The organism is Frisingicoccus caecimuris (genome assembly GCF_004340975.1).
GTDB classification, from domain to species: domain Bacteria; phylum Bacillota; class Clostridia; order Lachnospirales; family Lachnospiraceae; genus Frisingicoccus; species Frisingicoccus caecimuris.
In genome coordinates this window covers 191,823-205,812 of sequence record NZ_SLXA01000001.1, presented here as the reverse complement: position 1 = coordinate 205,812, position 13,990 = coordinate 191,823, and the positions used below count along the sequence as shown (strand labels likewise).

12 protein-coding genes are annotated in these 13,990 nt (G+C 43.7%); 10 read left to right on the top strand and 2 right to left on the bottom strand.

Going from position 1 to position 13,990, the window contains the following annotated elements:
* Window positions 1–2 precede the first annotated feature (2 nt).
* Genes EV212_RS01085 through EV212_RS01075 form a run of 3 tightly spaced genes read left to right on the top strand, consistent with a single transcriptional unit; the run spans window position 3 to window position 3,004 of the window.
* Window positions 3–386 (top strand): biotin/lipoyl-containing protein, encoded by a 384-nt coding sequence (locus EV212_RS01085; protein WP_132087558.1) that lies wholly within the window; start codon window positions 3–5, stop codon window positions 384–386.
* Between the two features lie 23 nt (window positions 387–409).
* Window positions 410–1,561, top strand: a complete 1,152-nt coding sequence (locus EV212_RS01080; protein ID WP_132087555.1) for a sodium ion-translocating decarboxylase subunit beta — start codon at window positions 410–412, stop codon at window positions 1,559–1,561.
* Between the two features lie 30 nt (window positions 1,562–1,591).
* Window positions 1,592–3,004 (top strand): oxaloacetate decarboxylase subunit alpha, encoded by a 1,413-nt coding sequence (locus EV212_RS01075; RefSeq protein WP_132087552.1) that lies wholly within the window; start codon window positions 1,592–1,594, stop codon window positions 3,002–3,004.
* A 75-nt stretch (window positions 3,005–3,079) separates the two neighbouring features.
* Here EV212_RS01075 and EV212_RS01070 read toward each other — a convergent pair whose 3' ends face one another.
* The gene (locus tag EV212_RS01070; protein WP_132087549.1) at window positions 3,080–5,449 is read right to left on the bottom strand and encodes a ribonucleoside triphosphate reductase; all 2,370 of its coding nucleotides are present in this window, start codon (window positions 5,447–5,449) and stop codon (window positions 3,080–3,082) included.
* Window positions 5,450–5,592: 143 nt separating this feature from the next.
* On the opposite strand from EV212_RS01070, the gene EV212_RS13790 reads away from it, so the two are divergent.
* From EV212_RS13790 to EV212_RS01045, 6 genes are all read left to right on the top strand, one after another.
* Window positions 5,593–5,721 carry a hypothetical protein gene (locus tag EV212_RS13790; protein ID WP_257591924.1) on the top strand — a complete coding sequence of 43 codons (129 nt, stop codon included), beginning with the start codon at window positions 5,593–5,595 and terminating at the stop codon, window positions 5,719–5,721.
* A gap of 243 nt (window positions 5,722–5,964) precedes the next feature.
* Window positions 5,965–7,143, top strand: a complete 1,179-nt coding sequence (locus tag EV212_RS01065; protein WP_132087546.1) for an acetyl-CoA C-acetyltransferase — start codon at window positions 5,965–5,967, stop codon at window positions 7,141–7,143.
* Window positions 7,144–7,268: 125 nt separating this feature from the next.
* Window positions 7,269–8,519 (top strand): BaiN/RdsA family NAD(P)/FAD-dependent oxidoreductase, encoded by a 1,251-nt coding sequence (locus EV212_RS01060; RefSeq protein ID WP_132087543.1) that lies wholly within the window; start codon window positions 7,269–7,271, stop codon window positions 8,517–8,519.
* On the top strand, window positions 8,509–9,186 hold the full coding sequence (cmk, locus tag EV212_RS01055; RefSeq protein ID WP_132087540.1) for a (d)CMP kinase: 678 nt from the start codon (window positions 8,509–8,511) through the stop codon (window positions 9,184–9,186). Before EV212_RS01060 ends, cmk begins: the two co-directional genes overlap by 11 nt.
* Window positions 9,187–9,193: 7 nt before the next feature.
* Window positions 9,194–11,113: a bifunctional 4-hydroxy-3-methylbut-2-enyl diphosphate reductase/30S ribosomal protein S1 gene (locus tag EV212_RS01050; RefSeq protein ID WP_132087537.1), complete on the top strand. Its 1,920-nt coding sequence runs from the start codon at window positions 9,194–9,196 to the stop codon at window positions 11,111–11,113.
* Window positions 11,114–11,196: 83 nt separating this feature from the next.
* The gene (locus EV212_RS01045; protein ID WP_132087534.1) at window positions 11,197–11,973 is read left to right on the top strand and encodes a hypothetical protein; all 777 of its coding nucleotides are present in this window, start codon (window positions 11,197–11,199) and stop codon (window positions 11,971–11,973) included.
* On the opposite strand, the gene EV212_RS01040 is transcribed toward EV212_RS01045, so the two are convergent.
* Window positions 11,953–12,972, bottom strand: coding sequence for a ribonuclease H-like domain-containing protein (locus EV212_RS01040; protein ID WP_132087531.1), 1,020 nt, complete (start codon window positions 12,970–12,972; stop codon window positions 11,953–11,955). The two genes, EV212_RS01045 and EV212_RS01040, sit on opposite strands and share 21 nt — an antisense overlap.
* 135 nt (window positions 12,973–13,107) lie before the next feature.
* Here EV212_RS01040 and EV212_RS01035 point away from each other — a divergent pair, with 135 nt between their 5' ends.
* Window positions 13,108–13,989, top strand: a complete 882-nt coding sequence (locus tag EV212_RS01035) for a putative ABC transporter permease (RefSeq protein ID WP_132087528.1) — start codon at window positions 13,108–13,110, stop codon at window positions 13,987–13,989.
* Window position 13,990 lies beyond the last annotated feature (1 nt).

Genomic DNA, 13,990 nt, shown 5'->3' with positions numbered 1-13,990 from the left:
GAATGAAAAATTATACAATTACAGTGAATGGCAAAGTTTATGAAGTTACTGTGGAAGAGGGATTCACCGGACAGGGAGAAAAGGGTGGAACTTCACCGGCGCCGACAGCAGCGCCGAAAAGCGCGGCTCCGGTAAAAGAACCGGCAGCAGCTCCGAAGGCCGCGGCGGCAGGCTCTGTAAAGATTACGGCGCCGATGCCGGGAAAGATCCTGGATGTAAAGATCAGTGTCGGACAGGCAGTTAAAAAGGGCGATGTCGTTATGATTCTTGAAGCGATGAAGATGGAGAACGAAATCGTAGCACCGCAGGACGGCACGGTCGCAAGTGTGCAGGCGGCTGCTGGAAGCGCGGTGGAAGCGGGAGATACGCTGGCATCGTTGAATTAGTCTGGATGGCAGGAGGTTATTAAATGGATTACGTTATAGAAACGATGGGAAATCTCATCCATCAGACAGCCTTTTTTAATTTGACATGGGGCAATTATGTTATGATTCTCGTGGCCTGCTTTTTTATCTATCTGGCGATAGGCCGGGGCTATGAACCATTGCTTTTGCTGCCGATTTCTTTTGGTATGCTTCTTGTCAATCTGTATCCGGATATTATGATGACAGTGGAAGAATCCTCCAATGGTATCGGAGGGCTTTTACATTACTTCTATCTGCTGGATGAATGGGCCATTTTGCCGTCTCTGATTTTCCTTGGGGTTGGGGCCATGACGGATTTTGGACCGTTGATCGCCAATCCGATCAGTTTTATCCTGGGAGCGGCGGCCCAGTTTGGCGTTTTCTTTGCTTATATTGCAGCTATTTTAATGGGCTTTAGTGATAAAGCAGCGGCGGCGATTTCCATCATCGGCGGTGCGGATGGCCCGACGTCAATTTTCCTGGCCGGAAAGCTCGGACAGGGGGATTTGATGGGACCGATCGCTGTGGCGGCCTATTCCTATATGGCTCTTGTACCGATCATTCAGCCGCCGATCATGAAGCTGCTGACAACGAAGAAAGAGCGGGCCATTAAAATGGAACAGCTTCGTCCGGTTTCCAAGTTGGAAAAGATTCTTTTCCCGATCATTGTAACGATTGTTGTTGTTCTGATTCTGCCGACGACAGCGCCGTTGGTTGGTATGCTGATGCTCGGAAATCTTTTCAGAGAATCCGGCGTGGTGAAGCAGCTTACAGAAACCGCATCCAATGCGCTGATGTACATTGTTGTCATTATTCTTGGAACAAGTGTCGGCGCTACAACCAGTGCAGAAGCTTTCATAAATCTCCAGACGCTGGGAATCGTAGCGCTTGGTCTGATTGCTTTTTGTATTGGAACAGCGGCTGGTGTGTTATTCGGCAAGCTTCTCTGCAAGCTCACCGGAGGCAAGATCAATCCGCTCATCGGCTCGGCCGGTGTTTCCGCAGTGCCTATGGCAGCCCGTGTATCCCAAAAGGTAGGGGCGGAAGAAGACCCGACCAATTTCCTTTTGATGCATGCCATGGGTCCAAATGTGGCTGGTGTGATTGGTACGGCGGTCGCCGCAGGTACTTTTATGGCGATTTTTGGTGTCATGTGATGACAGGTCTTTTGTGCAGGAGGTAGAAAAATGTCAGAACAAGTGAAGAAACCGGTAAAGATTACCGAAACTGTATTGCGAGATGCACATCAGTCTCTGCTTGCCACACGGATGACGACAGAGCAGATGCTGCCGATTATTGATAAAATGGATAAGGTGGGCTATCATTCTGTTGAATGTTGGGGCGGCGCCACCTTTGATGCATCCCTTCGGTTCTTAAAAGAAGACCCTTGGGAACGGCTCAGAAAACTCCGTGACGGTTTTAAACATACAAAACTCCAGATGTTGTTCCGTGGACAAAATATTCTTGGATATCGCCATTATGCCGATGACGTGGTGGACTATTTTGTCCGTAAATCCGTTGCTAACGGCATTGATATTATCCGTATTTTTGATGCATTGAATGACCTGAGGAATCTGGAAACATCTGTAAAGGCGACGGTGCGTGAGAGCGGACATGCCCAGGTAGCCCTCTCTTACACACTGGGAGATGCTTATACACTGGAGTATTGGAAAGATATTGCAAAGCGCATTGAAGATATGGGGGCCAATTCTATTTGTATCAAAGATATGGCTGGACTTTTAGTGCCTTATGCGGCAACAGAGTTGGTAACTGCTTTAAAAGAGTCCACAGATCTGCCGATTCAGCTTCATACCCATTATACAAGTGGTGTGGCTTCAATGACTTATATGAAGGCGGTGGAAGCGGGATGCGACGTCATCGATACGGCCATGTCCCCGTTGGCATTGGGAACAAGCCAGCCGGCGACGGAAGTGATGGTGGAAACCTTTAAGGGGACGCCTTATGATACGGGGCTCGATCAGGGAATTTTATCGGAAATTGCCGAATATTTCCGGCCGATTCGGGAAGAAGCGCTGGAAAGTGGTCTTTTAAATCCGAAGGTACTCGGTGTAAATATTAAGACGCTCTTATATCAGGTGCCGGGAGGTATGCTTTCCAATCTGGTATCCCAGTTAAAGGAAGCCCATGCGGAAGATAAATATTACGAAGTTTTGGAGGAAATACCGAGAGTACGTAAAGATTTCGGCGAGCCGCCGCTGGTTACTCCGTCCAGTCAGATCGTGGGAACCCAGGCGGTCTTAAATGTTCTTATGGGTGAACGTTATAAGATGATCACGAAGGAAAGCAAGGCGCTTTTGAAGGGTGAGTACGGGCAGACTGTGAAACCGTTTAACCCGGAAGTACAGAAAAAGGCTATCGGAGATGAAGAACCAATCACCTGCCGTCCGGCAGATTTGATTCCAAATGAGCTGGAAAGCCTGGAAAAAGAAATGGCCGGGTACAAACAGCAGGATGAGGACGTTTTATCCTATGCCTTATTCCCTCAGGTGGCAACGGAATTTTTCAAATACCGGGAGGCTCAGAAGACAAAAATAGATGCGGCAAAAGCCGATACGGAAAATAAAGTTTATCCGGTATAAAATAAAAAGGCGGAATCAATAAAAATGAGATTGATTCCGCTTTTTGTATGTTACCGGGCTCGAAAGTCGGTCAAGTCAGGAACGTTCCTGAATATACTTTTTAATATTGGAAGCGTTGGCGTATTTTTCCACGTTGCCGTCGTGGAGAACGACCAGTGTCGGCGCCTGGCGGATATTGAATTTCTGGCTCAGTTCCGCGTGAGCTTCCGCATCGACTTTTTCAAAATCCACATGAGCTTTTGTCAGCATACTGTCAGCCATCTTACAGTTTGGACAGGTGGCCGTCGTAAAGAGAAGAATCTGGTCTTTGGAAGCAGAAACTTCTTCCTGTGGCTGAGCTTCATTATAATGGATTTCCTTTGGCTTAAGAACAGAGGTTTCAATGTTGTAAACCTTACGGTCTTTAAATTCTTTTGTCTTTCCCTCATTCCAGTTCTGAACCGGGCGGTAGTAACCAGTGATACGGCTGTATACTTCTGTTTTACCGCCGCAGACCGGACAGGTATACTGTTCGCCGCTGATGTATCCATGATCTTTGCAGACCGAGTAGGTTGGTGATAGCGTATAATATGGTAATCTATAATTTTCCGCAATTTTCCGCACCAGATTTGCAGCGGCCTTCCAGTCCGGAAGCTTTTCTCCGAGAAAGGCGTGAAATACTGTACCGGAGGTGTAGAGGGTCTGTAACTCATCCTGAATATCCAGGGCTTCAAAGATGTCTTCTGTGTATCCTACCGGAAGATGGGAGCTGTTTGTATAATACGGCATGGCTGTGTCATCACTGGCGGTGATGATATCCGGGAATTGTTCCAGATCATGTTTTGCCAGACGATAGGCTGTGGATTCGGCCGGTGTTGCTTCCAGGTTAAATAAATCGCCATACAGTTCCTGATAATCGGAAAGACGTTCGCGCATATGATTTAACACATCCTTTGTGAAGGATTGAGCCTTTTCGTGGGTCAGATCTTCACGGATCCATTTCGCGTTGAGACAGGCTTCATTCATGCCGAGGAGGCCGATGGTGGAAAAATGATTTTCAAAACTGCCGAGATATCTCTGAGTGTATGGGTAGAGTCCTTCATTTAAAAGTTTGGTGATGATGGCACGCTTTGTGTTCAGGGAACGGGCGGCAATGTCCATCATCTTATCCAGACGTTTATAGAATTCTTTTTCATTGGAAGAAAGGTAAGCGATTCGCGGCATATTAATTGTAACAACACCGACAGAACCGGTACTTTCACCGCTTCCGAAGAAACCACCGGATTTTTTGCGTAATTCTCTCAGATCCAGACGCAGACGGCAGCACATACTCCGAATGTCGCTTGGAGCCATATCACTGTTAATATAATTGGAAAAATACGGTGTGCCGTATTTGGAGGTCATCTCGAAAAGAAGCCGATTATTTTCTGTGTCGGACCAGTCGAAATCTTTTGTGATGGAGTAGGTCGGGATTGGGTACTGGAACCCTCGGCCATTGGCATCACCTTCGATCATGATTTCAATAAATGCTTTATTGACCATATCCATTTCTTTCTGGCAATCCTTATATTTAAAATCCATCTCCTTGCCGCCGACGATGGCGTTCAGTTCGGCCAGATCATCCGGAACAACCCAGTCGAGGGTGATATTGGAGAATGGTGACTGGGTTCCCCAACGGCTTGGCGTATTGACGCCGTAAATAAAGGATTCGATACATTTCTTGACAGCGTCATAGCTTAAATTGTCGGTTTTGACAAATGGAGCCAGATAGGTGTCGAAGGATGAAAAGGCCTGAGCGCCGGCCCATTCGTTCTGCATGATTCCAAGAAAATTGACCATCTGATTACAGAGGGTGGCCAGATGTTTTGCAGGAGCGGAAGTAATCTTGCCGCTGACACCGCCCAGGCCCTCCTGAATGAGTTGCTTTAAGGACCAGCCGGCGCAGTAACCGGTCAGCATGGACAGGTCATGAAGATGAATATCGGCATTTCGATGGGCGTTGGCGATTTCTTCGTCATAAATTTCAGATAACCAGTAGTTGGCTGTGATGGCGCCGGAATTGCTCAGGATCAGACCGCCGACCGAGTAGGTAACGGTGGAGTTCTCTTTAACACGCCAGTCCGTAACCTTGACATAGCTGTCTACCACATCTTTATAATCAAGGATGGTAGATTTCATATTTCGGATTTTTTCACGCTGTTTACGATAAAGGATGTAAGCTTTCGCAACTTCAGTGTAGCCGGCCTGAACGAGAACCTGTTCTACGCTGTCCTGAATATCCTCTACCTGAATTTTATCTGCTTTGATTTTAGGTTCAAAATCCGCAGTAACTTTTAATGTGAGGAAGTCAATAATGTTTGGATTATAATTGACTTCTTTTGCTTCAAAAGCGCGGGTGATCGCCACATTAATTTTGGATAAATCGAACTCGGCGATTTTTCCGTCACGCTTAATAACCTGATACATAGTAATTTCCTCCCTGTATTTGCTGTATGTAAATATCTGAAAGTTTGTTGTTTTTTTATTTTAATATAAAACAAATGGAATGTCAATGCGGGGAACAATATATTGTGCTGGCGATTACGATGAATTACAATATGTTGTAATATTTGAAAAAAAGGCAGGAATGGCCGGAAAATCAGGGAAGTTTCAGTATTTTTAATAGTGTGGGGCAGAAAATCAAAACTGTGACAAAAGATAATTTATTAACAAAGAAAGAAGAAGAAGTTTACGATTAATTTGCATGCGAACAAAAATAAACATAAAAAATGATCCGAAATTGTACAATATGCTGAAAATTGAAATTGGACTTTACAGTTTTTAATAAATATGTCATAATGTTGTACATGAGGGATATCGGTTAAAATATTAACACTAAAAGTTATTAATTGATTCCAAAAAGTAATCAATTATCACAATTCTGATCCGTCAGAGCGTGATACAAACAATGCAAATCTAACAACTAAAAGGAGAAGGACGTTATGAAAGAAGTAGTAATTGTAAGCGCATGCAGAACACCTATTGGATCATTTGGAGGCTCTTTAAAATCTGTTTCAGCAGCAGATTTAGGCGCAATCACAGTAAAAGAAGCAATTAAAAGAGCTGGTATTGCTCCTGAGCTGGTAGAAGAAGTTGTTTACGGTAACGTATTGCAGGCTGGACTTGGTCAGAACGTAGCTCGTCAGGTATCCATTAAAGCTGGGCTTCCTGTAGAAACAACAGCAGTAACTATCAATATCGTATGTGGTTCCGGTCTGAAAACTGTAGCTATGGCTGCACAGGCTATCAAAGCTGGCGATGCAGATATTATCGTTGCCGGCGGTACTGAAAACATGAGTGCTGCTCCATATGTCTTTCCGGCAGCAAGATGGGGCGCAAGAATGAATAATTCTACAATGGTTGACGCTATGGTTAACGATGGTCTGTGGGATGCTTTCAATCAGTATCATATGGGTATCACCGCTGAAAATGTAGCAGAACAGTGGGGAATCACAAGAGAAGAACAGGATGCGTTTGCAGTTCGCAGCCAGAATCTTGCAGAAGCAGCTATCAAAGCTGGAAAATTTAAAGAAGAGATCGTTCCTGTAGAAATTCCTCAGAAGAAAGGCGATCCGGTTGTTTTTGATACAGATGAATATCCAAAATTCGGTGCTTCCATCGAAAAGATGGCTAAATTAAAACCTGCTTTCAAAAAGGGTGGTACAGTAACAGCAGCAAATGCTTCCGGTATCAATGATGGTGCGGCAGCGTTAGTTGTAATGTCCAAAGACAAAGCTCAGGAACTCGGGTTAAACTGGTTATGTGAAATCGTTTCTTACGCTACAGGTGGTGTGGATCCAAGCATCATGGGTGTAGGACCAGTTGCTTCCTGTACAAAAGCTTTAGCTAAAGCTGATATGACAATTGATGATATTGATCTGATTGAAGCAAACGAAGCTTTCGCTGCTCAGTCTATCGCTGTTGCCAGAGATCTTAAATTTGATATGGATAAAGTGAATGTTAACGGCGGCGCTATCGCATTAGGACATCCGATTGGTGATTCCGGTGCCAGAATCCTTGTAACATTGATTCATGAAATGATCAAGAGAGACAACAAGATTGGTTTAGCTACACTGTGTATCGGCGGCGGTCAGGGCCAGACAATGATTATTAAGAGATAATTTCTATTGTCGTATTTATGTCTTAAATAATGAATCCTGCGGTAATCTGTATGAAAATACAGAATGCCGCAGGTTTTCTTTTTTTTCATATTATGATATAATAAAGCGTGTTATAAGGAGCAAATATGAAAAAATGTATAGTGATCGGCGGCGGCGCGGCAGGAATGTTTGCGGCTGTCATGGCGGCGGCCGGAGGATTATCGGTTTCGCTGTGGGAAAAGAATGAAAAACTTGGAAAAAAATTATTTATTACCGGGAAGGGCCGGTGCAATCTGACGAATGATTGTGAGACAGAAGAATTATTTCGGAATGTGATGACGAATAGTAAATTCTTATACAGTGCTTTTTATCAATTTAACAGTCGGGATTTAATGGCTTTTTTTGAGTCAGAAGGGCTTCGGTTGAAAACTGAGCGTGGGAATCGGGTATTTCCCGAATCGGACAAGTCTTCCGATGTCATTCGGGTATTGGAAAAAAAGTTAAGACAGCTTGGAGTTTCCATAGAATTGAATCGCAGGGCTCAGCATTTGGATGTTGAAAATGGTGTCTGTACGGGGGTTACAGATGCTTCCGGACGCAGAGAGAACGCAGACTTTGTGCTGCTTGCCACAGGCGGTTTTTCCTATGCCTCGACAGGCTCTGATGGAGATGGTTACCGGATGGCGGAAACCGTGGGCCATACGATGGTGACACCGAGACCATCTCTGGTTCCGATGGAGACGGAAGAAAACTGGTGCCGTGAGCTGATGGGGCTTTCTCTCCGGAATGTATCGGTCGTTCTCAAAAAAGGAAAGAAAAAACTGTATGAAGATTTTGGTGAGATGCTGTTTACCCATTTCGGAGTGAGCGGGCCTTTGATTCTCAGCGGAAGTGCTCATTGCGGACGGCTGAAGGATTTTGAGGATGTGACTCTGACAATTGACTTAAAGCCGGCTTTGACGGCAGAACAAGTGGATGGACGTCTGCTTCGGATTTTTGAGGAAAATAAAAATAAACAATTTCGGAACAGTCTGGCTGGACTTCTTCCGAATAAGCTGATTCCGGTGATCATCTATCTTTCAGGCATTGACCCATATAAGCAGGTCAATCTTGTATCCAGAGAAGAACGGATACACCTGGGATATTTATTGAAACATCTGGAGATACATATCCGGGGTTTGAGAGGATTTAATGAGGCAATTATCACCGGAGGTGGTATAAGGGTCAAAGAGGTGAATCCGCAGACAATGGAATCCAAAAATATTAAAAATTTATATTTTGCCGGTGAAATTCTGGATGTGGATGCCTTGACCGGTGGATTTAATTTACAAATTGCCTGGTCAACGGCATGGCTGGCAGCAAAAAGTATGTTGGAGGTTTTGGAAGATGAGCTTTAATATTGCCATAGATGGTCCGGCCGGTGCCGGAAAAAGTACCATAGCAAGGGCGGCTGCGCGGAGCCTTGGCTTTTTATATGTGGATACGGGGGCGATGTATCGTGCGATCGCGCTGCATTTGCTTCGGAATCATGTGGAAGCGGAGAATACGGACAAAATTGAAGGGCTTTTGGCAGACATGACGATCCGTATTGCCTATTCCGGCGGTGAACAGCAGATTATCTTAAACGGCGAAAACGTTACCAGCCAGCTTCGGAGGGAAGAAGTCGGCAATATGGCTTCAAAAAGTTCGGCCATTCCAAAAGTCCGGGAAAAGCTGCTTCAGCTTCAGAGAGATATAGCCCGTGATAATGATGTGATCATGGATGGAAGGGATATAGGAACCTATGTCCTGCCGAATGCGGATGTAAAGGTTTATCTGACAGCCAGTGTGGAAGAACGGGCGAACAGGCGTTGCCTTGAATTAAAAGAAAAGGGAATCGATGCGGATATTGAAAAGATTGAGCAGGATATCCGTACACGGGATTTCCAGGATATGAATCGCAGCATAGCGCCTTTGAAGCAGGCGGAAGATGCAGTAGTCATTGACAGTTCCCGTATGTCCATTCCGGAAGTCATGGACAAGATCGTTGATGCGTTTCAGGAATCATTGAAGTTGAAAGGATAGATTTTTTATGGATGTCATACTGGCAAAAAGCGCCGGATTTTGTCCGGGTGTAAAACGGGCCGTCAATATGGTTTATGAGCAGACGGAGAAATGCCGGGGAAGAGAGCCGGTATATACCTATGGGCCGATCATCCATAATGATGAGGTCGTTAGGGATTTGGCGGCGAAAGGTGCAGAGGTCATACATTCGCTGGAAGAACTGGATGATTTGCCGAAAGGCACGGTGGTCATCCGTTCTCATGGGGTTGCGCGTTCTGTCTATGAAACGATCGAGGCAAAGGGGTTTCATATAATCGATGCAACCTGCCCTTTTGTCAAGCGGATTCATAATATTGTAGAAGAACAGGGCAGGGATGGCCGTAATATTATCATTATCGGTGATCCTGATCATCCTGAGGTGCAGGGGATTCAGGGATGGTGTCTGACACCTTCGACTGTGATACAAAGCGTTGACGAAGCCGTGAAATTTTCCCAAATGAAAGGGGAAAAATTGTGCATAATATCGCAAACGACATTTAATTACAATAAATTTAAAGAATTAGTTGAAATTCTTTCCGAAAAGGGGTATGATATAAACTGTGTAAACTCGATTTGTAATGCAACGGCTGTTCGGCAGCAGGAAGCGAGAGATATTGCATCAAAAGAGGATGCGATGATCGTTATTGGTGATAAAAGCAGTTCGAATACCCGGAAGCTATACGAAATCAGTAAAAAAGAATGCGAAAATACTTACTATATACAGACACTTGTTGATTTGGATTTAACTGCTTTTGAATCTATAAGGTATGTAGGTATTACAGCCGGGGCGTCAACCCCAAATAATATTATCGAGGAGGTTCATACTGCTATGTCAGAGATGAGTTTTGAACAATTATTGGAAGCGTCTTTAAAGACAATTAGAAATGGGGAGGTCGTTGAGGGTACTGTTATCGACGTTAAAGAAGATGAAATCATCCTTAATATAGGTTACAAAGCAGACGGAATCATTACACGTAACGAATATTCGAATACAGCAAACCTGGACCTGACTACTGTAGTTAACGTAGGTGACACAATGCAGGCGAAAGTTCTGAAAGTGAATGATGGTGAAGGCCAGGTGTTATTAACCTATAAAAGACTGCTTGCTGAAAAAGGAAACAAGAGACTGGAAGAAGCATATAACAACAAAGAAGTGCTTACAGCGAAGGTTGTCAATGTTCTTGACGGCGGTTTGAGTGTTGTTGTTGAAGAAGCACGGGTATTTATTCCGGCCAGCCTTGTATCCGATACTTATGAAAAGAACCTTGGAAAATATGACGGACAGGAGATCAGTTTTGTCATTACTGAATTTAATCCAAGAAAACGCCGTATCATCGGTGACAGAAAGCAGCTTCTCTTAGCTGAAAAAGCTCAGAAACAGAAAGAATTATTTGAACGCATCAATATTGGTGATGTGGTTGAAGGTAAGGTTAAAAATGTTACAGATTTCGGCGCATTTATCGACCTTGGCGGTGCAGACGGTCTTCTTCATATTTCTGAAATGTCCTGGGGACGTGTTGAAAATCCGAAGAAGTTATTAAAAGTCGGCGATGATATTACTGTATTGATCAAAGATATCCAGGGCGAAAAGATTGCCCTCAGCCTGAAATTTGCTGATCAGAATCCATGGCTTACAGCAGATGAAAAATATGCGGTAGGCAACGTGATCGAAGGTAAAGTAGCCAGAATGACAGATTTTGGTGCTTTTATCGAACTTGAGCCGGGTGTGGATGCTCTGCTCCATGTATCTCAGATTTCCAGAGAGCATGTTGAAAAACCATCAGATGTTTTGCAGGTTGGTGAGATTATTACAGCGAAGGTTGTTGATTTCAACGGTGAAGAAAGAAAAATCAGCCTGAGTATCAAGGCTATGGAGACGCCAGTGAAAGAAGAAACCGTAGAGGAATAATTTAACGGACATATCGATGCAGGAATATACTGATTGTATGTTCCTGCATCTTTTTTAATCCGCATGGAAGGTGATATGCGAATATGGATACCTTTAAAATGTTAAAACTGAAAAATTATTTTTTTCATTTGGTTGCGGGAACTTTAATGGTTCTTTTCGGCGCAGGGATTTTCCAGGCGATATTATTGGAAATGCTGAAAGAATATGATTCGGCTTCAAAGCTTGCTTATGTCTGTGGACTGATTGCCTGTGCCGGCATTATTTTATACGGTGTTTACGAATTGATGCAGGCATTTAACTATGAACGTCGGATATTAAAGTCTCTGGAGCCGGGGGAGCGTCATGAGTTTGTTTCCGAACTTTCTGATGGTGTGGAATTATCTATACCGGGTCAGGTGGTAATGACCCGGCATTATCTGCTTGTTCCGGCCAGAAATATGAGTTTTGTTCACGTATTTGCAAAAAATCGGATGATTGGATGCTTTCAGGCGGACGTCCATAAGGAGGAAGCAGCTACGGAAGCCCAGATTGTGATTTACGACACGGATTTTAAATCGGTGAATGTAGACATACGGGGAAATGGCAGCTCGGATGCAGCGGGCAGGCTGTATAGTAAAATATGTACCGGCATGCCATGGATTTTTCATGAAGATTATGATAGTTTTTTAGCCCAGATTCGTCGAAGCGGATATCGAAGAAAATTAATAAAGCAGATGACAGATGCCCGAATACGGTATGAATCCGGATACGACAGTGAATCGGAAGCTGAAGAGGAACTTGAAGCTATGACACAGGATGTCCGGGAGCGTCTGAATCCGGAATCATTGTTAAAACGGTTTTCATCGAAGAAATCCAAGTAAACGGAAAATCATTTGTACATAATCTTTCATCTGTTGACGATCGGTTAAGAAAGTCTCTTCCAGACAAAACCAGGTGTAGCAGTTTTCGCGGGTGGCTTTTTGCCAATGACTTTTATCAATATAGGCGGCCATGGATCTGTGGAGCGCATAATCTTCTTTCGGCAGATAAACATAATTTTTAATATCACTATAATAGTAGCGAAGGCCGCGCTCATAGACAGGCACACGCAGCAGGGTTTCGGAATCATTGATGTCGATACGGCAGCCGAAGGATTCAAACGTCAGTGGTGCAGGCAGGAACACTTCCGGTGTCAGATGAAACAGGAGAGATTCTCCTGTGGGGTCTGCAGAGGTTACTGTATAGAAACCACTGAAAAAAAGTATATAGTTATAGACTGGCAGAAGGGCGGCTAAAGCCCTTAGATCGTCGGTATTATGGAGAAATAAAAGGTTCAGGGTTTCTGAATCTTTTATTTTTATGTATTGATGATAGGACTTGATGAGCTGACGGCCTGACGGGGTGGTCAAAGGTGTGTAACCGAGCCAGATGCTCATTGTCTTTAATTTCATATTTTTTACAGGCCACAAAGCTTTTAAGGGCAGAAACTTTCTGTATAAGTCTAATGTTTTTAAATTCAAAGAATCCAGAGGACAGGAAAGCTGACATTGGGCATAACGGTTTTTCAGAAAAGGAAGATCGAAATTATCACCGTTATAGGTCACCAGACAGAGTTTTTTAGAAGAGGAGACCCGCTGCAGAAGCCACTCGGAAAAAGCATTAAGGACTTCCTGTTCTCCCCGTAACTCCAGAGTATCGGAAAGCCACTGATTCACAAGCATCTTTTTGCCATCGAAATGAGCACAGCCAATCATGAAAATGGTTGACATGTCGGCAGAAAATCCGGTGGTTTCGATATCCAAAAGAAGTATGGTTTCGTCACAAGAGGAATCTTCCTGTTGTATATATGGGATTGGAAAGGTCTGAGTTAATGTTTGCATGTTGGCGGCTCCTTTTCATCAATGATTTTATGTTTATATTATAGAACGAAAAAAACGGTTTCGTAAATTGATTTTTATAATAAAATCGTGTATAGTATACCCATATGAAATAAAAATTTTTGGGGGCATGAATATTTGAACTTGAATACGGATTTTTATCACATTTTATGGTTTTTTATCATCTACTGTGTCTGCGGCTGGCTTTGGGAAAGCTCTTTTTGTTCCATAAAGGCTAAAAAATGGATTAACCGGGGATTTTTGATGGGGCCTTATATTCCAATCTATGGCTGCGGTGCGCTGGTTGTTTATCTGACATTATATCCATTAAAAGAAGATTTGTGGCTTGTTTATATGGGCGGTGTGGTATTTCCGACCATTCTGGAATTCTTCACCTCATGGCTCATGGAAAAGCTTTTTGCGGCAACATGGTGGGATTACAGTAATGAAAAGTTTAATATTCAGGGCAGAATCTGCCTGAAAGTGTCCCTTTTCTGGGGATTTTTTTCGGTTATCATGGTAGAAATTCTGCATCCGATCGTATTGCTCTTGATCGATAAGCTGCCGAGAACAGCCGGCCAGGTATTGGGTGGCCTTTTTATTGTTGTTTTTTCAGCAGACTTTGTGAATACAGTGGTGGCAACCCTGGATGTGAAAAAGACTCTGGAAAAAATGGAGAATATTCGAGAAGATATTTTTCAGTTTCTGGATGTGCATAATCTGGGCCCGGAATACAGAGAACTGTCACCGTCCCATATGGTATCCCGTTTGAAGGAACAGTGGGAAGAACGCAAGGAGTATTTCGAGAATATTCCTTTGACCGGAACGATCAATGAATATCGTGAAGAACTGGAAGATAAGTTATCTGTACTTGTAAAACGCTATGAAGAGAATAAGATCAAGCATCGAGGGGTGCTTCAGCATCATATGAAAGCTTATCCAAATCTTAAATCCAGCAGATATGCCAAACCTATGGAAGATATGAAGAAACGTCTGGAAAAACTGAGAAAGGAAAAATAAA

Excerpts from the sequence above, each read along its gene's own strand:
- EV212_RS01085 (WP_132087558.1), top strand. The coding sequence starts at position 3 with ATGAAAAATTATACAATTACAGTGAATGGCAAAGTTTATGAAGTTACT.
- EV212_RS01080 (WP_132087555.1), top strand. The coding sequence starts at position 410 with ATGGATTACGTTATAGAAACGATGGGAAATCTCATCCATCAGACAGCC.
- EV212_RS01075 (WP_132087552.1), top strand. The coding sequence starts at position 1,592 with ATGTCAGAACAAGTGAAGAAACCGGTAAAGATTACCGAAACTGTATTG.
- EV212_RS01070 (WP_132087549.1), bottom strand. The coding sequence starts at position 5,449 with ATGTATCAGGTTATTAAGCGTGACGGAAAAATCGCCGAGTTCGATTTA.
- EV212_RS01065 (WP_132087546.1), top strand. The coding sequence starts at position 5,965 with ATGAAAGAAGTAGTAATTGTAAGCGCATGCAGAACACCTATTGGATCA.
- EV212_RS01060 (WP_132087543.1), top strand. The coding sequence starts at position 7,269 with ATGAAAAAATGTATAGTGATCGGCGGCGGCGCGGCAGGAATGTTTGCG.
- cmk (WP_132087540.1), top strand. The coding sequence starts at position 8,509 with ATGAGCTTTAATATTGCCATAGATGGTCCGGCCGGTGCCGGAAAAAGT.
- EV212_RS01050 (WP_132087537.1), top strand. The coding sequence starts at position 9,194 with ATGGATGTCATACTGGCAAAAAGCGCCGGATTTTGTCCGGGTGTAAAA.
- EV212_RS01045 (WP_132087534.1), top strand. The coding sequence starts at position 11,197 with ATGGATACCTTTAAAATGTTAAAACTGAAAAATTATTTTTTTCATTTG.
- EV212_RS01040 (WP_132087531.1), bottom strand. The coding sequence starts at position 12,972 with ATGCAAACATTAACTCAGACCTTTCCAATCCCATATATACAACAGGAA.